The organism is Micromonospora sp. NPDC005707 (assembly GCF_040631005.1).
Lineage (GTDB): Bacteria > Actinomycetota > Actinomycetes > Mycobacteriales > Micromonosporaceae > Micromonospora.
Genome location: NZ_JBEXYR010000013.1, coordinates 26,339 through 45,694, shown reverse-complemented (window position 1 = coordinate 45,694; position 19,356 = coordinate 26,339). Strand labels below are relative to the sequence as shown.

Below are 19,356 nucleotides of genomic sequence, written 5' to 3'. Positions count from 1 at the left end.
GGCGCGCGACGCCGCCCGCTCAGTGCACGGCGACGGCGACCGCGGCCGGCTCGACCTCGGCCAGCCGCGCCGGCCGGACCACGGTGAGCAGCACGATCAGGGCCACCGCCATGCCACCGGCAACCACCGCGGCCATCGCCGCGGCGCCCGTGCCGAGCACGCCCACCAGCGGCGCGGCGAGCGCGCCGACGCCGAACTGGACGGCGCCGAGCAGCGCGGCGGCCGTGCCGGCCGCCTCCCCGTGCCGGGACAGCGCCAGCGCCGGCGCGTTCGGCATGGCGAGCCCGGCCGCGGCGAGCACCACCCAGAGGGAGGCCAGCACGGCCGGCAGGCCGCCGACGCCGGTGGCGGCGAAGCTCACCAGCACCAGCCCGGCCCCGGTGCCCACGGTGAGCGCGGTGACCAGGATCCGCTGCGGGGTGTACCGGCGCAGCAGCCGCACGTTCAGCTGGGTGGCGGTGATGAGCCCGACCGCCCCGGCACCGAACGCCAGCCCGAACTGCTGCTCGTCCAGCCCGTACCGCTGCTGGAAGACGAACGACGACCCGGCCACGTACGCGAACAGCGCCGCCATGGCGAGCCCGGCGACCAGCACGAGCCCGACGAACGTCCGGTCCCGCAGCAGCGCCCGGTAGTCCCGGCCGACGGCGGCGACGCCGCCGTGCCGGCGGCGCTGCGGCGGCAGGGTCTCCCGGAGCCCGACCGCCGCGACCCCGACCAGCAGGAGCCCGAAGACGGCGAGGGCCACGAACACGCCCCGCCAGTCCGACCAGCGGAGCAGGGCGCTGCCGAGGGTGGGCGCGAGGATCGGCGCCGCGCCCATCACCAGCATGAGCCGGGAGAAGAGCCGGGCGAAGGCGGCGCCGCTGAACAGGTCGCGGACCACGGCCATCGCGACCACCGAGGTGGCCGCCACGCCCAGCCCCTGCAGCACCCGGAGCACGCCCACCACCTGGACGGTCGGCGCGACCACGCAGAGCAGCGAGGCCAGGATGTGCAGCGCGATCCCGGCGAGCAGCGGCAGGCGCCGGCCCACCGCGTCGGAGAGCGGGCCGATCAGCAGCTGGCCGAGGGCCAGCCCGGCGAGGGTGCCGGTGAGGGTGAGCTGCACGGCCGCCGAGGTGGTCTCCAGGTCGGCGGTGATGGCCGGCAGCGCGGGCAGGTACATGTCGATGGTCAGCGGCCCGATCGCGATCAGCGAGCCGAGCACCAGCACGAGGCGCAGCTGCTGCCCGCGGCTCATCAGGTCACCGGGTGTCTCGACGGTCGGGGCGGGAGAGGACTGCGCACTGGTCACACCTGGCAGCAAATCACCGGGGCCCGATCTCATTCCCGCCCGCACCGAAGGTGCCCCAGGTCACATCCGCTCGTTGAACCGTCCGCCGCACATCGCACCGGGAGGAGACACCGTGCCCGACTATCCGCGGCCGGCCGCCGAGGTCGGCCGGATCGAGCCGGCACCCCGCCGGATCCGCGCGTTCCTGGCCGGCGAGCTGGTGTTCGACACCGGCCGGGCGCGGTACGTGTGGGAGTGGCCGCCGTACCCGCAGTACTACGTGCCGGCCGCGGACGTCCGCCGGGACCTGCTGGTCGACGAGGGACGCACCGAGGAGACCCCGCGCGGCGCCGCACGGCTGCACGGGCTGCGCGTCGGCGAGTTCGCCCGGGCCTCCTGCGCCCGCTGGTACGGCGCCGACGCGCCGTCCGGGCTGGCCGACATGATCCGGTTCGACTGGTCCGCGCTGGACGCCTGGTTCGAGGAGGACGAGGAGGTCTTCGTCCACCCGCGCAGCCCGTACTCCCGGGTGGACGCGCTGCGCGCGAACCGCCGCGTCCGGGTCGAACTGGACGGCACGGTGCTGGCCGAGTCGACCGCGCCGGTGCTGGTCTTCGAGACCGGCCTGCCGACCCGCTACTACCTGAGCCGCACCGACGTGCGCTTCCGGCACCTGGTGCCGTCGGAGACCCGGACCGCGTGCCCGTACAAGGGTCGCACCAGCGGCTACTGGTCGGTGCGGGCCGGCGACCGGGTCCACCCGGACCTGGCCTGGTCGTACGACTTCCCCACGGCCGCGCTGCTGCCGATCGCCGGGCTGGTGGCCTTCTACAACGAGAAGGTCGACCTGGTGGTGGACGGGGAACGCCTTCCCCGGCCGCGGACGCACTTCTCCTGATCCGGCGCGGCGGGACAGCGCCGGGCCGCTCCGCCTGCGTAGGGTGGGGCCGCAGTCCGTGACCTCGCGGCCGGCGCCGTCGGGGTCCGCCCCGCACGTCCCCACACGGGAGGAGCGTCACCGTGACCGCCACCGACTGGACCGCCGACGTCGCGGGCGTCGGCCGTTACGCCGAGGTCAACGGCATCAACCTCTACTACGAGACGCACGGCACCGGGCACCCGCTGATCCTGCTGCACGGCGGGCTCGGGTCGGGCGAGATGTTCGGGCCGGTGCTACCGGCGCTGGCCGCCCGGCACCAGGTCATCACCGTCGACCTGCAGGGTCACGGCCGCACCGCCGACGTCGACCGCCCGCTCGACCTGCGCACGATGGCCGACGACATCGCCGCGCTCATCGACCACCTCGGGCTGGACCGGCCCGACCTGGTGGGCTATTCGCTCGGCGGCGGGGTGGCGCTGCGCGCCGCCGTGGCCCACCCGGAGAAGCTCGGCCGGCTCGTCGCGGCGTCCGCGCACGTCCGCTCGGACGCGATCTACGCCGAGATGCGCGCGCAGCAGGGCCAGGTGACCGGTGCCGCCGCGGAGTTCATGACGGACACCCCGATGTACCAGCTCTACCAGCGGGTGGCGCCGCGCCCGGAGGACTTCCCCCGGCTGCTCGACAAGATCGGCGCGCTGATGGCGGAGGACTTCGACCTGACCGAGGAGGTCCGCAACCTGCGGGTGCCGACGCTGATCGTCGCCGGCGACGCCGACATGGCGCCGCCGAGCCACTACGTGGAGGTGTTCAAGCTGCTCGACGGCGGTCTGCGGGACGGCGGCTGGGCGGGCGAGGGCCGGCCCAAGGGTGGGCACGCGCTGGCCATCCTGCCCGGGCTGACCCACTACAGCATCTTCAGCTCCCCGCTGTTCGCCGCGGCCACCCTCGCCTTCCTCGACGAGCCGGCCGGCTGAGGGCGGTCAGCCCTTGCGGCCGGTGGTGGCGATGCCCTCCACGAAGTGCCGCTGGGCCAGGAAGAACAGGATGATCATGGGTACGGTGGCGATCACGCTGCCGGCGAGGACGATCTCCCACTGCTGCTCGCCGCCGTACCCGAACCGGTCGAGGATCACCTTGAGCCCGCGGGGCAGCGTGTAGAGCTGCTCGTTGCGCAGGTAGATCAGCGGTTTGATGAGGTCGGTCCAGCTCGCCTTGAACTCGAAGACGAACGCCACCAGCAGGGCCGGGCGGATCAGCGGGAACGCCATCCTCCAGAACAGCTGCGGATAGCTCGCCCCGTCGACCCGGGCCGCCTCGAAGTACTCCCGGGGCAGGGAGAGGAAGAACTGCCGCAGCAGGAAGATGTAGAACGCCGACCCGAAGAGGTTGCCGGCCCAGAGTGGCACCTGGGTGTCGACGAGGCCGAGCCGGTTCCAGATCAGGTAGGTCGGGATCATGGTGACCGCGAACGGCAGCATCATGGTGGCGAGCACCAGGCCGAAGAGCAGGTTCCGGCCGGGGAACCGGAAGTAGGCGAACCCGAACGCCACCCAGGCGCTGGACAGGGTCGCCGCGGCGGCCGCCGCCACCCCGACCACGACGCTGTTGAACAGCCAGGTGAGCAGCGGCATGGCCTGCCAGGCCTCGGTGTAGTTGTCCGGCGCGAACGGCGTGGGCAGGAAGCCGGGCGCGAAGACGTACTCCCGGGGCCGCAGCGAGGCGCTGACCAGCCAGACGAACGGCAGCAGGAAGATCACCGCCGCGACCGCCAGGGCGACCACGAACAGGACCCGCTGCCAGCGCGGCCGCCGGCCCTCCTCCGGCGGGGCCGGTCGGGGCGCCGCCGGAGGCGCCACCACGGTGCTCGCGGCGCCGGTGCCCACCGGCTGACTCGTCGTGGTCACCGGTCCTCCCCCTCGTAGTAGACGAACCGGTTGCTCAGCTTCACCTGCACCGCCGTGATGATCAGGATGATCAGGAACAGCAGCCACGCCATCGCCGAGGCGAAGCCCATGTGCAGGAACTGGAACGCCTCCTGGAACAGGTGGATCACGTAGAAGGACGCCGCGTCGCTGCTGAACGAGCCCTGGGTCTGCCGGTTCCCGAAGTACATGGTGTAGACCTCGGTGAACATCTGCAGCGACGCGATGGTGTTGACGATCAGGGTGAAGAAGAGCGAGCCGGAGATCATCGGCAGGGTCACGTGGCGGAACCGCGCCCACGCGCCGGCCCCGTCGAGGTCGGCGGCCTCGTAGAGGTCACGAGGCACGTTCTGCAACGCGGCCAGGTAGATGATCACGGTGGAGCCGAGGCTCCACAGGCTCATGAGCACGATCCCGGGCATCACCCAGTCCGGGTCGGTGGTCCAGCTCGGACCGTCGATCCCGACCAGCGCGAGGCCGCGGTTGATCAGACCGTCCTGGGTGTTGAGCAGCAGCAGGAAGAGGATGCCGACGGCCACCGCCGGGGTCATCACCGGCAGGTAGAACACGGTACGGAAGAAGCCCTGCCAGCGGCCGACCCGCTTGAGCAGCAGGGCCAGCCCCAGCGAGATCAGCATCACCAGCGGCACGTGCAGCGCCGTGTAGTAGACGGTGTTGCCGAGGCTGCGCGCCACCTGGGGGTCCGACATGAGCTGCCGGTAGTTGTCCAGCCCGCTCCAGCGGGGCGCGTTGATGACGTCGTACTCGGTGAAGCTGAGCCAGAGGCTGGCGATCATCGGGCCGGCGGTGAACGCCAGGAAGCCGACGATCCAGGGCGCCAGAAAGACGTACGCCCAGCGGGCCTCCCGCCGGGCCAGCGGCGTACGGCGCCGCCGGCCCGGGGCGGGAGGGGTGACGGTGGTGGCCATGGCCGGGGTCAGCCCGCGGCCTTGTCCAGCGCGGCGGTCGCCTCCTGCTGGGCGCGGGCCAGCGCCTCGGCCGGCTGGGCCTGGCCGGAGAGCACCCGGTTCACCGCGTCGGTCCAGGCCTTGTCGAACTCGGCGCCGGCCGGCGAGGCGGGCATCGCGAACGCGGCGTCCTGGGCCTCCCGGATGGTGGCCACCGCGTCGTCGAAGCGCTTGTTGCCGGTCGGCTGGTACAGCTCGTCGAAGATCTTCTTGTCGGCGGCGGTGTTGCCGGTCCAGACGCCGGTGAACGGCAGGTTGGCCGCCTTGCGTGCCTCGGCCCGCGCCTTCGCGGCGGCGTACCAGGTGTCGGTGGCGGTCATCTGCTTGACGAAGGCGCAGGCCGCCTCCGGGTTCTTGGCGCCCTTGGTGACCACCCACGCCTGGCCGTTGGACATGCTCAGCGGCTTGCCCTGCCGGTCGGTGAACGGCTTCACGACCAGCTCGGCCTTGGGGCTGTTCTTGGCGGCCTGGTTGAGGAACCACTCCTCCATGGGCCACGCGGCGATCTGGTTCTTGGTCAGGGGGTTCTCGGCGCCGAAGAAGTCGAAGGTGTCCCGGAAGGACTTGAACCTGCCCCAGCCGCCCTGGTCCTGAATGAGCTTCACGCCGGTGGTCAGCGCCTCGACCACCTTCGGGTCGGTCAGGTTGGCCTTGGCGCCGTCTGCCGAGATCATCTCGGCGCCGTTGGCCTTCGCCCACATCGGCAGGAACTCGGGGATCTTCGGGTCGATGCCGATGCGGCTGAGCCGGCCGCCGGAGACCTTGGCCAGCTTCGTGTTGACCGCCGGCAGGCTCGCCCAGTCGGCGAGGTTGACGTCGTCGGCGGTGAGGCCGGCCTCCCTCAGCAGCGCCTCGTTGAGGTAGAGCACACGTACGTTCGAGAACTCGGGGATGCCGTAGACCGTGCCGTCGAGGGTGACCTGGTCCTTGGCGGCCTGCCGGTACTGCCCCAGGTCGATCCGCTGCTTCTCCACGCAGTCGGTCAGCGGCTGGATCGACCCGCGCTTGGCGTACGTGCCGATCAGCTTGCGGTCCATGTACACCAGGTCCGGCGGGTTGCCGGAGGCCACCGCGGAGAGGAACTGCTGCTCATCGAAGGCGCCCTCGGTGATCTTCAGCTGGACGTCCGGGTGGTCCTTCTTGAAGGCGTCCACACGCGTCTTGGCGATTTCGTCCGAGAGGCCGAATCCCATGGTGCTCAGCTCGCCGCTGCCCTTGGTGGCGCCGCCGCCGGAGTCGCCCCCGCCGCCCACTCCGCCGCAGCCGCTGATCGCCAGGGTCAGCACCCCGGCCAACGCGGTTGCCCGCAGTCTCCGTGACATGGCCACCTCCCGTAGTCGCCCGGGCCACCCTGCCCGCGCCGACCTGCACTTCTCCGGTTCCCGGGAAGTTCAAACCCGGGACGGAGAAGTGGTTGATCATTCGTGATCCGCCGGACTCCGGTGGCGGATCCGCACGTCGGGACGGAGGCGTCAGGAGGCGGCGGACGGGGTCGGCTCCGCGCGTCGCCCGGGCAGCCGCTCGACGGCGACCGCGGTGAGCAGGACCAGGCCGAGCACACCGAGCGCCGCGGCGGGCGGCAGCAGCACACCGAACGGCAGCAGGAGCAGGACCAGCACGGCGACGGCCCGCTGCGCCGGCGGGACCGGCTGCCCGGTGAGTCGGAGGAACAGCAGCCGGCCGCCCAGGAAGAGCGCGGCGCCCCCGTACAGGGCGACCGAGGCGGACCAGGTAAGCCTGCCGGGCCCGCCGTGCTCGGCGCCGCCGTGCAGCCCGGCGACGAGCCCGAGCACCTGCTCGACGCCGAGCGACAGGTAGATGACCCCGGTGATCAGCAGCAGGTGGGTCTGGCTGTAGGCGTCCGACGCGATCCGGTCCCGCCGGTCCCCCGCCGCCGTGGCGAGGACCCGGGCGGCGGCGGGCCCGGCCCGGTCGAAGTACAACCACCACAGGCAGGCCGTGACCGCGAAGCCGACCAGCGCCACACCGAGCACCGGCAGCGCGGTCACCGCCGACGCGGCGCCCACCCCGGCGGCGACGAGCGACTCACCGAGCGCGATGATCAGCACCAGGCCGTGCCGCTCCGTGAAGTGGCTCGCGCTGCGCAGCGGCCAGGTGCCGCGCCGCGCGTACGACAGCCGTTGCCCGCCGATCTCGATGACGAAGGCCACCACCCACAGGACGGCGTGCGCCGTCCCGCTCAGCAGCGCGCCGAGCAGCAGCGGCACCCAACTGGCGGCGCTGACCGCCGCGAAGAACCGGATCCGCGCCCGCAGCCCGGGCACGTCGGCCGCCGCCCAGTGGTAGAGCGTCAGGTGGACGACGCGGAGCAGCACGTAGGCGAGCGCGACGAGCAGCGGCCCGTCCAGGCCCGGCCCGGACGTCCAGGCGTCCGGCATGGCGAGCGCCGCCACGAACAACGCCGCCATCGCGACCAGGAAGCCGCCACGGACCACCCCGACCTCGGCCCGCGTGTGGTTGCCCAACCAGGTGTACGAGGACCAGGCGATCCAGAGCAGCACGAGCAGGATCAGCCCCTGCACCATGGTGGTCGGGGTGGCCCGCTGCCCGATCAGCGCCATGATGCGGGTCAGCGCGAAGACGAAGACCAGGTCGAAGAAGATCTCGAACGGCGTCACCCGGCGCCCGGCCGGCGCCGGGGCGGGCGGGCGCGGCCACACCGGGCGCCACCGTGCCCCGTCCCGCCCCATGTCCGTCGCCTTCCGCCGCCTCGACCGGCCGATCGCCTCCGCCCGACGGTAGGCCGGACGGCCCGGGCCGTTTCGGCGATTCCGGTGATCGGCCGTCGGTCCCGGGGGCCGTCACGTGGGGGCGGCGTCACCCCACGCGGCCCGCACGAGGGCCGGGAGCACGCGGGCCGCCGATCCGCGCAGGTTCACCGCGCACACCGCGTCCAGCGGCGTCTCCTCCGGGTTGACCTGGATCACCGTGCCGCCCCGGCGGGCCGCGACCTGCGGGATCTCGGCGGCGGGATACACCAGGCCGGATGTGCCGACGGTGAGCAGCACGTCGCAGCGGTACGCCGCCTCGACGGCGGCCTCGAAGGCCTGCTCCGGCAGCGCCTCACCGAACCACACGACCCCGGGCCGGACGGGCGCCTCGCAGCGCCCGCAGCGGGGCGGCGCCAGCCGCCGGCCCTCGCCCGGCTCCTCGCCGGCGTCGGGCAATGGCGCCGGCTGGGCACAGGCCGAACAGCGCGGCGCGAACAGGCTGCCGTGCAGGTGGACGGGGGCGGCGGAGCCGGCGCGCTCGTGCAGGTCGTCGACGTTCTGGGTGATCACCACCGTCTCCGGCACCCGGGCCGCCATGGTGGCCACGGCCCGGTGCCCCGCGTTCGGTTCGGCCCGGCGGGCGGCGCCGCGCCGCCACTCGTACCAGCCCCAGACCAGCGCGGGATCGGCATGAAACGCCTCCGGGGTGGCCAGCGCCTGGGGGTCGAACCGTTCCCAGAGGCCGGTGAGCGCGTCACGGAAGGTGGGCACGCCGCTCTCGGCCGACATACCGGCGCCCGTGAAGACGACCAGCCGCCGCGCCCGCGCGAGCACCGTCGCCGCGTCCGCCAGGTCCATCCGCTCCCGCTCCCGTCGCCCGCTCACCGCGTGACGGTCAGGTGGACGTCCACCCGGTCGCCCAGCGCGATCCCCTCGGCCCGGCGGACCGCGGTCTTCACCGGCACAATGTAGCGCCCGTCCTTGGGCCAGAGCGACGTCTCCCATCCGGTCCCGCCGATCCGCGCGGTCACCGGGATCATCCCCCAGCCGTACGTGACCGACGCCGAGGCCGCCTCCAGTTCCCCGCACAGCTCGTCGGGCACGGTGACGAAGTGCCAGGGCGCGGGCCCCCGCCAGAACCACACCTCGCCGCTGAACTCCAGCTCCACCCGCTCAGGATAGGCGTCGATCCCGCCCGGCCCGCACCACCCGGACGGCGACCAGCACCGTCCACAGCAGCAGCGGGAACACGGCCACCCGCTCCATGCCCCCGACGCCGATGCCCAGGTCGACCCGCGCGAGGAAGAGCACCACGCCGGCCACCCCGGTGGACCCGAGGACCACACTGGTCGCCCGCATCCCGCCCAGCACGGTCGACCGCCCGGCCAGCGCCGCCACCAGCATCCCGAGGTTGCCCAGCACGAAGATCAGCAGCGCGGCCACGAAGTGCCGGTTCTCGTCGACGTCCGCCGGGGCGGCGGCGGCCAGGGCGTACCCGGCGGCGGCCGCGAGGGTGAGCAGCCGCGACGCGGTGGCGGCGACCCCGCGGCCGAGCGCCGGCCAGGTGAGCAGCGCCCCGAGCGCGAGCAGGGCCGCGGTGGCGGCCATCGCCCCGTTCATGCCGCCGTGCCAGGGCGAGCAGACCGGGCGGGGCCGGGTGCTGTCCCACAGGCCGCAGGTCACGTTGCCGAGGTCGCTGATGTTGTTGGTGGCCCAGCTGAACGGCGGCTGGCGCCAGGCCAGTCCGACGACGACGTTCGCGGCCAGGAACACGGGTGCGGCGAGCAGCCAGCAGGCGGCGCCGAGACGGTCACGGTCCATGCGTCCAGTCCAGCGGGCGAGGGGCGGCCGGCGCACGGGGCGTGGCGGGCCGGGACGGGGTAGGGCCAGGCATACCCGGGAAGTGGGTCCAGACGGCTGGGCTGCGCGAACACCGGCTGGCTAGCGTGACGACATGACCTTGGACGAACCCCGGCACCTGGCGGAGGCCCTGCGCCGCCCCCGCTACCTGATCTCCGCCTGGCCCTGGCGGGCGCTGGCGTACGCGGTCACCACGGTGCCGCTCGCCGGCGTCCTCGCGGTCGGGTTGTGCGTGGTCGGGGCGCCGCTGCTCGCGGTGGTGAACGCGGCGCAGCGGGGCCGCCCCGTGGCCCTCCCCCTCGTCGTCCTGCTCACCGTCGTCGCCCTTGCCGCGGTCGCCGTCGCTCCGCTCGCGAGCGCCCCGCTGGCCGTGGTCGAACGCTGGCGGCTGGGCGTGGTCGACGGGCGTCCGCTGCCCGGGCCGGGGCTGCGCGGCCTGGCCGCGCGGTACACCACCGCCGCGGCGTGGCGGGAGGTGGCGTACGCGGCCTGGGTCGGTGGCGCCGTGCCGCTGGCGTACGGGATGTTCGCCCTGCTCGTCCTGGTCGACGTCGTGCTGCTCGCGGGCCCGTGGCTGGCCGGCGGCGCGGACCGGATCGTGCTCGGGTGGACCACCGTGGACACCCCGCGCGCGGCGGTCCCGTACGCCGTCGCGGCGCTGCTGGCCGTGCCGGGGCTGGTCTACCTGGCCGGCCTGCTCGTCGCGGCCCAGGCCGGGGTGGCCCGCTGGCTGCTCGGCAACCCGTCCGACGGGCCGGCGCTGCGCGAGGTCACCCGCTCCCGCGCCCGACTGGTCGGGGCGTACGAGGCGGAACGCCGCCGGATCGAGCGGGACGTGCACGACGGGGCCCAGCCGAGGCTGACGAGCCTCACCCTCCAGCTGGGGCTGGCCCGGCTCGACGTGCCCGAGGACTCCCCCGCCGCCACGCCGCTGGCCGTCGCCCACGAGCAGGCCAAGGAGCTGATGGTGACGCTCCGGCGGATCGTGCAGGGCATCCGCCCGCAGCAGCTCACCGAACTCGGCCTGGCCGGCGCCGTCGGCGAGCTGGCCGCCCAGGCCACCGTGCCGGTCACCGTGCGCGCCGACCTCCCCGGGCCGGTGCCGGAGCTGGTCGAGACCACCGCCTGGTACGTGGTCTCCGAGGCGCTGGGCAACGTCGCCCGGCACGCCGGGGCGACCCGCGCCGAGGTACGGCTCACCCGTCCCGACCGGCGCCTGGTCGTGGAGGTGGAGGACGACGGCCGGGGCGGGGCGGACCCGGCCCGGGGCACCGGGTTGACCGGGCTCGCCGACCGGGTCGCCGCGGTGGACGGGCGGTTGCTGCTCGCCAGCCCGCCCGGTGGACCTACCCTCGTCCGCGTGGAGCTGCCGTGCCGCCCGTGACCCGCGTCGTGCTCGCCGAGGACGAGGTCCTCCTGCGGGAGGGCCTCGTCGGCCTGCTGACCCGGTTCGGCTTCGCCGTGGTCGCCGCCGTCGGCACGGCGCCCGACCTGCTCGACGCGGCCCGCACCCACCGGCCGGAGCTGCTGGTGACCGACATCCGCATGCCGCCCGAGCACCGCGACGACGGGCTCCGCGCGGCCGTCACGCTGCGCGCGGAGCGGCCCGACCTGGCCGTGGTGGTGCTCAGCCAGCACGTGCAGAGCGGGTACGCGGCCGCGCTGCTCGACAGCGGCGACGGCCGGCGGGTCGGCTACCTGCTCAAGGACCGGGTAGCCGACGTCGCCGAGTTCGCCGACACCCTGCGCCGGGTGGCGGCCGGCGGGACCGCTGTCGACCCCGACGTGGTGCGGCACCTGCTGCGCCGCCCCCGGGATCCCCTGGCGGCCCTGTCACCCCGGGAACGGGAGGTGCTGGGGCTGGTCGCCGAGGGCCACTCCAACGGGGCGATCGCGGCGCGGCTGCACGTCACCGAGGCGGCGGTCGGCAAGCACGTCGGGAACATCCTCACCAAGCTCGACCTGCCGCCCGCCGACGACACCAACCGTCGGGTGCTGGCCGTGCTCGCCTACCTGCGCGCCGGCCGCTAGGCGGCTCAGAGGTTCATCGGCGCGGGGTCGCCGGCCAGCTGGCGGAACCGCACGCGGGGGTCGGGGACCAGCCGCCGGGAGGCCAGGTCCAGCAGGCCGCCCACCCCGGTGATGGTGGCGACCGGGGTGCCGTCGGGGAGGGTGAGCTCCTGCACGATCTGGAACGTCTTCCCCTCGCCCCAGCGGAACTCGCAGGACACGTCCACCTCGTCGCCGCCGCGCAGCTCCCGCAGGTAGCGCAGGGTGACCTCCAGGGCCACCGGCCCCACGCCGCCGGCGAGGAGCCGGTCCTGCGGGATGCCGGCGGCGCGCAGGCACTCCCACCGGGCGTGCTCGCCGTACTGGAGGTAGACGGCCTGGTTCAGGTGGCCCTGCGTGTCCAGCTCGTAGCCGCGGACGGTGACGCGCACCCGGAACGGATCTCCCATGTGGTCGAGCCTAACCAGGGGTACGACACCGCCGCGGCGGTCAGAGCTGGTGGCGGTCGTCGGCCGGCAGGGCGGGCGCCTCGGGCGGCTCGGGGGTCTCGTCGGGCCGCCCGAGCTGCGCCACGCGGGTCGGGTCGAGGACCCGGGAGAGGAACGACCGGGTCCGCTCGTGCCGCGGCGCGCCCAGCACCTCGGCCGGCGGCCCCTGCTCGACCACCACGCCACCGTCCATGAACACGACCCGGTCGGCGACGTCCCGGGCGAACGCCATCTCGTGGGTCACCACCATCATGGTCATGCCGTCCTCGGCCAGCTTGCGCATGACGGTGAGGACGTCGCCGACGAGCTCGGGGTCGAGCGCGGAGGTCGGCTCGTCGAAGAGCATCAGCTTCGGGTCCATCGACAGCGACCGGGCGATGGCGACGCGCTGCTGCTGCCCGCCGGAGAGCTGCGCCGGGAACGCGTCGGCCTTGTCGCTCAGACCGACCCGGTCCAGGTTGGCCCGCGCGACCCGCTCGGCCTCGGCGCGACCGCGCCGGAGCACCCGGCGCTGGGCGATGGTGAGGTTGTCCAGCACGGTCAGGTGCGGGAAGAGGTTGAACGACTGGAACACCATGCCGATGCCGCGGCGTACCGCGTCGATCTCGACGTCCGGGTCGGTCATCTCGGTGCCGTTCACCCAGATCCTGCCGGCGGTCGGCTCCTCCAGGAGGTTGACGCACCGCAGCAGCGTGGACTTGCCGGATCCGGACGGTCCGATGACGCAGACCACCTCGCCGTGGCCGACCTCGAAGTCGATGCCCTTGAGCACCTCGAGCGGCCCGAAGGACTTGTGCAGGTCGCGGATCTCGACGGCGGGCTGGGTCGGGCTGGTCGTCATGGGGTCACCGAGCCTTGGCGTAGCGGAGTTCGAGGCGGCGTACCACCTGGGACAGCGGCAGGGTGATGATCAGGTAGGTGAGCCCGGCCACCAGCAGCGGGGTGGCGTTCACCCGGTCGTTGAGCGTGTCCCGGCCGAACTTCGTGACCTCGATGGTCTGTGCCGTCACGCCGAGCACGTAGGCGAGCGACGAGTCCTTGGTGAGCAGGATCAGCTCGTTGGTCAGCGGCGGGATCACGATCCGGAACGCCTGGGGGATGACGATCGTGCGCATCGCGGTGAAGTGCGACATGCCGAGGGTGCGCGCCGCCTCCGTCTGCCCCTTCGGCACGGCCTGGATGCCGGCCCGGATGGTCTCGGCCATGTACGCGGCCGCGGTCAACCCGAGGCCGATCGCGATCGACCCGAACACGCCGCCCGGGATCTCCCGCTCCGGGAAGGCGATGGGGATGCCGTACCCGACGAGGAAGAGCACGAGCAGCGCGGGCAGGCCGCGGAACAGCTCGATGTACGCCGTCGCCACCCACCGGTACGGCGCCACCCGGGACAGCCGCATCAGGGCCAGGATGGTGCCGAAGACCAGGCCGAAGGCGAACGCGCCCAGGGTGTAGAGGATCGTGTTGCGCAGCGCGACGGTGATGACCGTCGGGAACATCGACTCGATGATGTCGACGCGGAAGAACGCCTCCCGCAGCCGGCCCCAGTCCGCCGCGAGGACCACCACGGCGATGACGGCCACGAAGGCCAGGTACTGGAGCCAGAGGGACAGCCGCTCTCGCTGGCGGCGTCGCAGCTTCACGTTCGGCGCTCCTTGAGAGGTGCGGAGGGGTGCCGGACCGGAGGGCGCGCCGGGCGCGCCCTCCGGCCGGGTGGGTGGTTCAGGCGGTCGGCTTCTTGCCGATCCACTTCTCGTAGATCGTGTCGTAGGTGCCGTCCTGCTTCGCCTTGGCGAGCGCCTCGTTGATCTTCTTGAGCAGCTCCGGGTTGCCGTCCTTCTTCACCGAGAAGCCGTACTGCTCACCGGTGTCGAACTCGGCGGTCACCTCGAACCCGCCCTGGTGCTCCTTGATGTACTCGGTCCAGACCGGCAGGTCGTTGATGGCGGCCTCGATCTGGCCGTTGGCGAGGGCCTGCTGCTCGGCGGCGAGGTCCTCGAACTCGACGAGCTGCAGGCCCTTCTCGTCGGCGACCTTCTTGGCGTAGTCGCGACCGGTGGTGGCGGCCTGGACGCCGACCTTCTTGCCCCGCAGGTCGTCGAGCGACTTGTAGGCCTTGCCGGTCTTGACCAGCATGGCCTGGGTGGCGTCGAAGTACGGGTCGGAGAAGTTCATAACCTTCTGCCGTTCCTCGGTGATCGTCATGCCGGCGGCGGCCGCGTCGCACTTGCCGGTGTTCAGGTCCTGGCCGGACTTGATCCCCTCGAACGGCGTGTCGACGATCTTCTGCTCGACGCCCAGGTCCTTGGCGACCAGGTCCATCACGTCGACGTCGAATCCGACCACCTTGCCGGCGGCGTCCTTGGACTGGAACGGCGCGTACGGCAGGTGGGTGCAGACGGTGAGCTTGCCCTTCTCGACGAGCTTGACTCCGCTCGCCTGGGTCTCGCCGTCCTCCTTCTTGGCGCATCCCGCGCTCGCCGCGAGGGCGGCGATCGCCACGACAATGCCAGCCCTGCGGACTGCGCTCTGGAAAGTCACGGCAGTGTCCCTCCGTTCGACCCTGGTATGACAGCCAGCCAGGGGCTGGTGCAAAGACGGTGTGACAGGGGACGGTACCCGATCGGGGTAGCCGCACCAAGATCACGGCGGGCGACCGCACCCAAGCTGTGACCGATTCCGCCGGATGATTCCGGCAGCCGACACGCAACCGGACGGGAACCTTGCCGGCAAGGACTGAATGGTGGTTCACTTCTTGGGTGGCGTACCGGAGCACCGAGCGGGTGAAGGCCCGCCTGAGCGCCTCCCGGCAGCGGATCATCACGGCCGCGCTGGAGATCATGGCCGGCCACGGCTACGCGGGCTGCTCGGTCGCGGCCGTCGCCGAGCGGGCCGGCGTCGCGACGGGCACCGTCTACCGCCACTTCCCCACCAAGGCCGACCTCTTCGCCGAGGTGTTCCGCACCGCCTCGCAGCGCGAGGTGGACGCCGTGGCGCGTGCCGCCGCGCAGCGAACCACCGTGGCCGCGCAGATGGCGGCCGTCGTCGAGACGTTCGCCGGCCGCGCCCTGCAGTCCCCCCGGCTGGCGTACGCGCTGCTCGCCGAGCCGGTCGACCCCGCGGTCGACGCCGAGCGGCTCACCTTCCGCCGCGCCTACGCCGACCTGATCGCCGGTCACGTCGCGGCGGGCGTGGCGAGCGGCGAACTGCCCGCGCAGGACCCCGAGCTGACCGCGACCGCGCTGGTCGGCGCCCTGGCCGAGGCCATGGTCGGCCCGCTGGCCGCCGGGGTCGCCGGCCCGGGCACCATCCCCGACCTGATCAGGTTCATCCACCGCGCGCTGGGAGTATCGCCGTGACGACACACGAGGTGTTCAACCAGGTTCCCCCGCTGGCCGGTCACGACGCGGCCGACGACCCGGCACTGCTCGACGCGCTGGACCGGGAGGGGGCCGGCTGGTCCGCCGCCGAGGTCCACGAGCTCGGCCGGCTCGGCGGCGCCGCGACCGCCATCGAGCACGGGCGGCTGGCGAACGAGCATCCGCCGGTCCTGCGCACCCATGACCGCTACGGCCACCGGATCGACGAGGTCGAGTTCCACCCGTCCTGGCACGAGCTGATGCGCACGGCCGTCACTCACGGGCTGCACGCCGCGCCGTGGGCCGACGAACGGGCGGGCGCACACGTGGCCCGCGCGGCCAAGTTCTACGTGTGGCGACCCGACGCCGGCCACGGCTGCCCGATCTCGATGACCTACGCGGCGGTGCCCGCCCTGCGGCACAGCCCGGACCTGGCCGCGCGGTACGAGCCGCTGCTCACCGCGACGGCGTACGACTTCGGGCTGCGCCCGCCGCTCACCAAGCAGGGCCTGCTGGCCGGCATGTCGATGACGGAGAAGCAGGGCGGGTCGGACGTGCGCGCCAACAGCACCGTCGCGCACCCCGATCCGGACGGCAGCTACCGGCTCGTCGGGCACAAGTGGTTCACATCGGCGCCGATGTGCGACGTCTTCCTCACCCTCGCCCAGGCCCCGGGCGGGCTCACCTGCTTCCTCGTCCCCCGCGTCCTGCCGGACGGCACACGCAACCCGATGCGGCTCATGCGCCTCAAGGACAAGCTCGGCAACCGGTCCAACGCCTCGGCGGAGATCGAGTACGAGCACGCCGTCGCCTGGCGCGTCGGCGACGAGGGCCGCGGCGTGCGCACCATCATCGACATGGTCAACCTGACCCGCCTCGACTGCGTGATCGGCGCGGCGGCCGGGATGCGCCAGGGGCTGATCACCGCCGCCCACCACGCCACCCACCGGCGCACCTTCGATCGCTACCTGATCGACCAGCCGCTCATGCGCAACGTGCTCGCCGACCTCGCGGTCGAGTCCGAGGCCGCCACCGTCCTCATGATGCGGCTCGCCGGAGCCACCGACCGCTCCGCGCGGGGCGACGCCGGCGAGACGGCCTTCAAGCGGCTCGCCCTCGCCGTCGGCAAGTACTGGGTGTGCAAGCGCTGGCCGGCACACGCCGCCGAGGCCCTCGAATGCCTGGGCGGCAACGGCTACGTGGAGGAGTCGGGCATGCCTCGGCTGTTCCGCGAGTCGCCGCTGAACTCGATCTGGGAGGGCTCCGGCAACGTGGCGGCGCTGGACGTGCTGCGCGCGGTCGCCCGGGAACCGCAGGTCGTGGAGGCGTTCCGGGCCGAGGTGAGCGCCGCCGCCGGCGCGGACCCGCGACTCGACGCCGCGGTGCGCCAGGTGCAGGCCGACCTGTCCGACCACGACGACCTCGAACTGCGGGCCCGCCGGGTCGTCGAGCGGCTCGCCCTGGTCCTGCAGGGCGCGTTGCTCGTGCGGCACGGCCACCCGGCCGTCGCCGACGCCTTCTGCGCCTCCCGCCTCGGCGGTGACCACGGCCAGGCGTTCGGCACCCTGCCGAGCGGTGTCGACTTCGCCGCGATCATCGCCCGCGCCGTGCCCAAGGTGGGCTGATCGCTACCGCGATTCAGCAGAACCAGCCGTCCTGCACCCAGCCGTTGCGGTTGACGTGGCCGTAGGCGAAGCCGTAGACGTAGCCGCCGCTCCTTGGCCCCTTCACCTGGAAAGTCTGCCCGGCGTACAGGGTGCCCATCCAGGCGCCCAGCGGTTCGGTGCGGACGAACAACGATTCGGCGCACACGGTCTCCCGCACACCGATGGTGCCGTTGGCGGCCCGCGCCGGTGACGACACCGCCAGCAGCGCGACGACCGTCGCGGCGGCGACCCCCACACGGGCCAGCCGGACGGGCCGGGATGACGAGGTCACCATGAGTCGTAGCCTCCGATGCACTCGATGCGCACGTAGCCCCAGTCGTTGGGGCCGAAGTCGAAGGTCGCCGCCCAGCCGTTGTAGACCGGGTGGGCACCGGGCGTGTGCCCGATCTTGTTCCCGTACTCCAGCACGCGTTTGAGGCCGTAGGGGCCCGACGCCGAGTCGTAGTTGTCGTAGAAGCTGGCGCTCTGGCAGATGGTGACGGCGTGGCGCGGCACCACGTACGCCTGGGCGGCGGGAGGTACGGCCAGCACGATGCCCAGTGCCGTCGCGGCCGCGACCGCCCTGGCGAACATTCGCATATTTATCTCCCTCGTTCGGAGGTGCGGGCAACGTAGCAGATTGCCACGGCGACCCACAACGATGTAGGTTTTCGCCAGGATCGGATCGAGGAGTGACGATGGCCCGGTGGCGCGGCGTGACCCGGTTCGTGACGACGCTGGCCGTCCTTGCGGTGACCGCCCTGACCGCCCCGTCCCCCGCCGCCGCCTGGGGCTACGGCGTCAACCGGGTGCAGACGGCGGCCGAGGACTCGTGGGCGCAGACCGGCATGGGACCGGGCTGGGTGCTGCTGAGCTACAAGGCCAACGGGCCGATGGTCGGCTACCTGTTCGCCCGCGACTTCGTCTTCGCCGACGGCGCCGTCAAGTCCAGCTTCGACCACATGGACATCCGCGACACCGGCGACGCCAGCGCCGGCAACACCGAGGGCATCACCCGCTGGCCCTGGGGCTACGCCGGCGGCAGCTTCGACGGGTGCGCCTACGCCTACGGCACGCGCAAGTTCGCCATCGAGCGCACCGGGTTCATGTCGTCGAGCTGCGCTGGCGGCCCCAATGTCGCCGGCTCCAGCAACGCCGACGGCTCCCCGGACCAGCTGCGGTGGTGGCATTCCGAGCAGGTCTTCTGCACCGCCACCGCCGTCGATCCGCTGTGCAGCCCCTACGGCGTGTGGAGCGAGAACAAGGGTGGCGGGCTCAAGGCCACCACCGCTCGCACAACCTGCTCCGCATTCGGCAACATCGGGGCCGCCGCGGCGTACGGGTCCGGACCGGCCGTCGCCGTCCACCCGCTCGGCGCGGCCCCCGCCGGCGCGCAGATCGACATCCGCTACGTCACCAAGGACCGTCAGTGGATCATGGCGAAGTGGCGCGGCAATCGGTTCGCCGGCGGCATAGCCTGGGCGTTCCTACCCCGATCCTGCGTCTGGTGACCCGGCGCCGACGATCCGCAGCGCCATCTCGGCGTAGCGGGCGGCGATGTACTCGGGGACCAGGTCGCCGCCGTCCCGGTACCACCGGCCCACGTCGACGCCGAGGGACAGCAGGGCGGCGGCGGCCATCCGGGGGTCCGGGGTCTCGAACACCCCGGCGGTGACGCCGGCCTCCACGAGCTGCCGGATCGCCTGCTCGATGTGGTGGCGGATCTCGCGGATCTCGGCCAGGTGCGCGGGGCTGAGCGCGGCCAGCTCGTAGTTCACCACCCGGGTGGTGGTGTGGTCCCGGGCGTGGGTCACGACGAAGTCGTGGACCACCCGCCGCAGCGCGGTGGCCGGGTCGGCGGACGACGCGACCGCCGCCCGCACCAGCGCCAGCACGTGCTCGTGCCCCGACCGCGAGATCAGGTAGAGCAGTTCCTCCTTGGACCGGTGGTGCACGTAGAGCGCGGCGGGGCTCAGCCCGGCCGCGGCCGCGATGTCGCGGGTGGTCGTGCCGTGGAAGCCCCGCTCGGCGAACGCGCTGACGGCGGCGTCGAGCAGCCGGGCGCGCGTCACGTCGGCGCGGGACTGCTCGGCGCTGTCGGTCACCACGTCGTCCTTCCCTCCTGAGCCTCGGCCGGCATTGATACCACAAATCGGCCGGGGCGGACCTGTTGACGACGCCCGCCGGGCTGTCGCACACTCCCTCAGACACATTCTAA

At 73.0% G+C, this 19,356-nt stretch carries 22 protein-coding genes; 7 read left to right on the top strand and 15 right to left on the bottom strand.

Annotated elements, in window-relative coordinates:
* Positions 1 to 19: 19 nt before the first annotated feature.
* The gene (locus tag ABZ452_RS24090; RefSeq protein ID WP_357947299.1) at positions 20 to 1,243 is read right to left on the bottom strand and encodes a multidrug effflux MFS transporter; all 1,224 of its coding nucleotides are present in this window, start codon (positions 1,241 to 1,243) and stop codon (positions 20 to 22) included.
* A 166-nt stretch (positions 1,244 to 1,409) separates the two neighbouring features.
* Between ABZ452_RS24090 and ABZ452_RS24085 the strand changes: the two genes are divergently transcribed.
* Positions 1,410 to 2,174 (top strand): DUF427 domain-containing protein, encoded by a 765-nt coding sequence (locus tag ABZ452_RS24085; protein ID WP_357946912.1) that lies wholly within the window; start codon positions 1,410 to 1,412, stop codon positions 2,172 to 2,174.
* Between the two features lie 185 nt (positions 2,175 to 2,359).
* Positions 2,360 to 3,130 (top strand): alpha/beta fold hydrolase, encoded by a 771-nt coding sequence (locus tag ABZ452_RS24080; RefSeq protein WP_357947296.1) that lies wholly within the window; start codon positions 2,360 to 2,362, stop codon positions 3,128 to 3,130.
* Positions 3,131 to 3,136: 6 nt separating this feature from the next.
* Here the strand turns inward: ABZ452_RS24080 and ABZ452_RS24075 are convergent, their stop codons facing one another.
* The 7 genes from ABZ452_RS24075 to ABZ452_RS24045 all read right to left on the bottom strand — a co-directional run bounded on the left by ABZ452_RS24075 (position 3,137) and on the right by ABZ452_RS24045 (position 9,599).
* A complete protein-coding gene (locus tag ABZ452_RS24075) occupies positions 3,137 to 4,060 on the bottom strand; it encodes a carbohydrate ABC transporter permease (RefSeq protein ID WP_357946909.1) in 924 nt (307 codons plus the stop codon).
* Positions 4,057 to 5,007 carry a sugar ABC transporter permease gene (locus tag ABZ452_RS24070; RefSeq protein ID WP_357946906.1) on the bottom strand — a complete coding sequence of 317 codons (951 nt, stop codon included), beginning with the start codon at positions 5,005 to 5,007 and terminating at the stop codon, positions 4,057 to 4,059. Before ABZ452_RS24070 ends, ABZ452_RS24075 begins: the two co-directional genes overlap by 4 nt.
* An 8-nt stretch (positions 5,008 to 5,015) precedes the next feature.
* A complete protein-coding gene (locus tag ABZ452_RS24065) occupies positions 5,016 to 6,368 on the bottom strand; it encodes an extracellular solute-binding protein (protein ID WP_357946903.1) in 1,353 nt (450 codons plus the stop codon).
* 150 nt (positions 6,369 to 6,518) lie between these two features.
* Positions 6,519 to 7,757 carry a low temperature requirement protein A gene (locus ABZ452_RS24060; RefSeq protein WP_357946901.1) on the bottom strand — a complete coding sequence of 413 codons (1,239 nt, stop codon included), beginning with the start codon at positions 7,755 to 7,757 and terminating at the stop codon, positions 6,519 to 6,521.
* Between the two features lie 111 nt (positions 7,758 to 7,868).
* Positions 7,869 to 8,636 carry an NAD-dependent deacylase gene (locus ABZ452_RS24055; protein ID WP_357947293.1) on the bottom strand — a complete coding sequence of 256 codons (768 nt, stop codon included), beginning with the start codon at positions 8,634 to 8,636 and terminating at the stop codon, positions 7,869 to 7,871.
* Positions 8,637 to 8,659: 23 nt separating this feature from the next.
* The gene (locus ABZ452_RS24050) at positions 8,660 to 8,947 is read right to left on the bottom strand and encodes a DUF1905 domain-containing protein (protein WP_091258368.1); all 288 of its coding nucleotides are present in this window, start codon (positions 8,945 to 8,947) and stop codon (positions 8,660 to 8,662) included.
* 4 nt (positions 8,948 to 8,951) lie between these two features.
* Positions 8,952 to 9,599 (bottom strand): DUF998 domain-containing protein, encoded by a 648-nt coding sequence (locus ABZ452_RS24045; RefSeq protein WP_357946897.1) that lies wholly within the window; start codon positions 9,597 to 9,599, stop codon positions 8,952 to 8,954.
* A gap of 133 nt (positions 9,600 to 9,732) precedes the next feature.
* On the opposite strand from ABZ452_RS24045, the gene ABZ452_RS24040 reads away from it, so the two are divergent.
* Both ABZ452_RS24040 and ABZ452_RS24035 read left to right on the top strand, forming a co-directional pair.
* Positions 9,733 to 11,022, top strand: coding sequence for a histidine kinase (locus tag ABZ452_RS24040; RefSeq protein WP_357946894.1), 1,290 nt, complete (start codon positions 9,733 to 9,735; stop codon positions 11,020 to 11,022).
* A complete protein-coding gene (locus tag ABZ452_RS24035; RefSeq protein ID WP_357946892.1) occupies positions 11,010 to 11,669 on the top strand; it encodes a response regulator transcription factor in 660 nt (219 codons plus the stop codon). Before ABZ452_RS24040 ends, ABZ452_RS24035 begins: the two co-directional genes overlap by 13 nt.
* A 5-nt stretch (positions 11,670 to 11,674) precedes the next feature.
* Here the strand turns inward: ABZ452_RS24035 and ABZ452_RS24030 are convergent, their stop codons facing one another.
* From ABZ452_RS24030 to ABZ452_RS24015, 4 genes are all read right to left on the bottom strand, one after another.
* On the bottom strand, positions 11,675 to 12,097 hold the full coding sequence (locus ABZ452_RS24030) for an acyl-CoA thioesterase (RefSeq protein ID WP_357946890.1): 423 nt from the start codon (positions 12,095 to 12,097) through the stop codon (positions 11,675 to 11,677).
* 40 nt (positions 12,098 to 12,137) lie between these two features.
* The gene (locus ABZ452_RS24025) at positions 12,138 to 12,977 is read right to left on the bottom strand and encodes an amino acid ABC transporter ATP-binding protein (RefSeq protein WP_357946887.1); all 840 of its coding nucleotides are present in this window, start codon (positions 12,975 to 12,977) and stop codon (positions 12,138 to 12,140) included.
* A gap of 4 nt (positions 12,978 to 12,981) precedes the next feature.
* Positions 12,982 to 13,776 carry an amino acid ABC transporter permease gene (locus ABZ452_RS24020; protein WP_357946884.1) on the bottom strand — a complete coding sequence of 265 codons (795 nt, stop codon included), beginning with the start codon at positions 13,774 to 13,776 and terminating at the stop codon, positions 12,982 to 12,984.
* 79 nt (positions 13,777 to 13,855) lie between these two features.
* Positions 13,856 to 14,674: a basic amino acid ABC transporter substrate-binding protein gene (locus ABZ452_RS24015; RefSeq protein ID WP_357946881.1), complete on the bottom strand. Its 819-nt coding sequence runs from the start codon at positions 14,672 to 14,674 to the stop codon at positions 13,856 to 13,858.
* Positions 14,675 to 14,892: 218 nt separating this feature from the next.
* On the opposite strand from ABZ452_RS24015, the gene ABZ452_RS24010 reads away from it, so the two are divergent.
* Positions 14,893 to 15,492 carry a TetR/AcrR family transcriptional regulator gene (locus tag ABZ452_RS24010; protein WP_357946878.1) on the top strand — a complete coding sequence of 200 codons (600 nt, stop codon included), beginning with the start codon at positions 14,893 to 14,895 and terminating at the stop codon, positions 15,490 to 15,492.
* Entirely contained in the window at positions 15,489 to 17,117 is a 1,629-nt protein-coding gene (locus ABZ452_RS24005; protein ID WP_357946875.1) for an isovaleryl-CoA dehydrogenase, read from the top strand. Before ABZ452_RS24010 ends, ABZ452_RS24005 begins: the two co-directional genes overlap by 4 nt.
* A 13-nt stretch (positions 17,118 to 17,130) precedes the next feature.
* Here the strand turns inward: ABZ452_RS24005 and ABZ452_RS24000 are convergent, their stop codons facing one another.
* Positions 17,131 to 17,433, bottom strand: coding sequence for a hypothetical protein (locus ABZ452_RS24000; protein ID WP_357946873.1), 303 nt, complete (start codon positions 17,431 to 17,433; stop codon positions 17,131 to 17,133).
* The gene (locus ABZ452_RS23995) at positions 17,427 to 17,738 is read right to left on the bottom strand and encodes a hypothetical protein (protein ID WP_357946870.1); all 312 of its coding nucleotides are present in this window, start codon (positions 17,736 to 17,738) and stop codon (positions 17,427 to 17,429) included. Before ABZ452_RS23995 ends, ABZ452_RS24000 begins: the two co-directional genes overlap by 7 nt.
* A gap of 98 nt (positions 17,739 to 17,836) precedes the next feature.
* Between ABZ452_RS23995 and ABZ452_RS23990 the strand changes: the two genes are divergently transcribed.
* Positions 17,837 to 18,649 carry a hypothetical protein gene (locus ABZ452_RS23990; protein ID WP_357946868.1) on the top strand — a complete coding sequence of 271 codons (813 nt, stop codon included), beginning with the start codon at positions 17,837 to 17,839 and terminating at the stop codon, positions 18,647 to 18,649.
* Here the strand turns inward: ABZ452_RS23990 and ABZ452_RS23985 are convergent.
* Complete coding sequence (locus ABZ452_RS23985; RefSeq protein WP_357946865.1) at positions 18,626 to 19,243, bottom strand: TetR family transcriptional regulator; 618 nt, start codon at positions 19,241 to 19,243, stop codon at positions 18,626 to 18,628. The genes ABZ452_RS23990 and ABZ452_RS23985 overlap by 24 nt on opposite strands.
* Between the last annotated feature and the right edge of the window lie 113 nt (positions 19,244 to 19,356).

What these genes read in the sequence shown, in the direction of transcription:
- ABZ452_RS24090 (WP_357947299.1), bottom strand. Translation starts at nt 1,243, where the DNA reads ATGAGCCGCGGGCAGCAGCTGCGCCTCGTGCTGGTGCTCGGCTCGCTG.
- ABZ452_RS24070 (WP_357946906.1), bottom strand. Translation starts at nt 5,007, where the DNA reads ATGGCCACCACCGTCACCCCTCCCGCCCCGGGCCGGCGGCGCCGTACG.
- ABZ452_RS24065 (WP_357946903.1), bottom strand. Translation starts at nt 6,368, where the DNA reads ATGTCACGGAGACTGCGGGCAACCGCGTTGGCCGGGGTGCTGACCCTG.
- ABZ452_RS24060 (WP_357946901.1), bottom strand. Translation starts at nt 7,757, where the DNA reads ATGGGGCGGGACGGGGCACGGTGGCGCCCGGTGTGGCCGCGCCCGCCC.
- ABZ452_RS24055 (WP_357947293.1), bottom strand. Translation starts at nt 8,636, where the DNA reads ATGGACCTGGCGGACGCGGCGACGGTGCTCGCGCGGGCGCGGCGGCTG.
- ABZ452_RS24045 (WP_357946897.1), bottom strand. Translation starts at nt 9,599, where the DNA reads ATGGACCGTGACCGTCTCGGCGCCGCCTGCTGGCTGCTCGCCGCACCC.
- ABZ452_RS24040 (WP_357946894.1), top strand. Translation starts at nt 9,733, where the DNA reads ATGACCTTGGACGAACCCCGGCACCTGGCGGAGGCCCTGCGCCGCCCC.
- ABZ452_RS24030 (WP_357946890.1), bottom strand. Translation starts at nt 12,097, where the DNA reads ATGGGAGATCCGTTCCGGGTGCGCGTCACCGTCCGCGGCTACGAGCTG.
- ABZ452_RS24025 (WP_357946887.1), bottom strand. Translation starts at nt 12,977, where the DNA reads ATGACGACCAGCCCGACCCAGCCCGCCGTCGAGATCCGCGACCTGCAC.
- ABZ452_RS24000 (WP_357946873.1), bottom strand. Translation starts at nt 17,433, where the DNA reads ATGGTGACCTCGTCATCCCGGCCCGTCCGGCTGGCCCGTGTGGGGGTC.
- ABZ452_RS23995 (WP_357946870.1), bottom strand. Translation starts at nt 17,738, where the DNA reads ATGCGAATGTTCGCCAGGGCGGTCGCGGCCGCGACGGCACTGGGCATC.
- ABZ452_RS23990 (WP_357946868.1), top strand. Translation starts at nt 17,837, where the DNA reads ATGGCCCGGTGGCGCGGCGTGACCCGGTTCGTGACGACGCTGGCCGTC.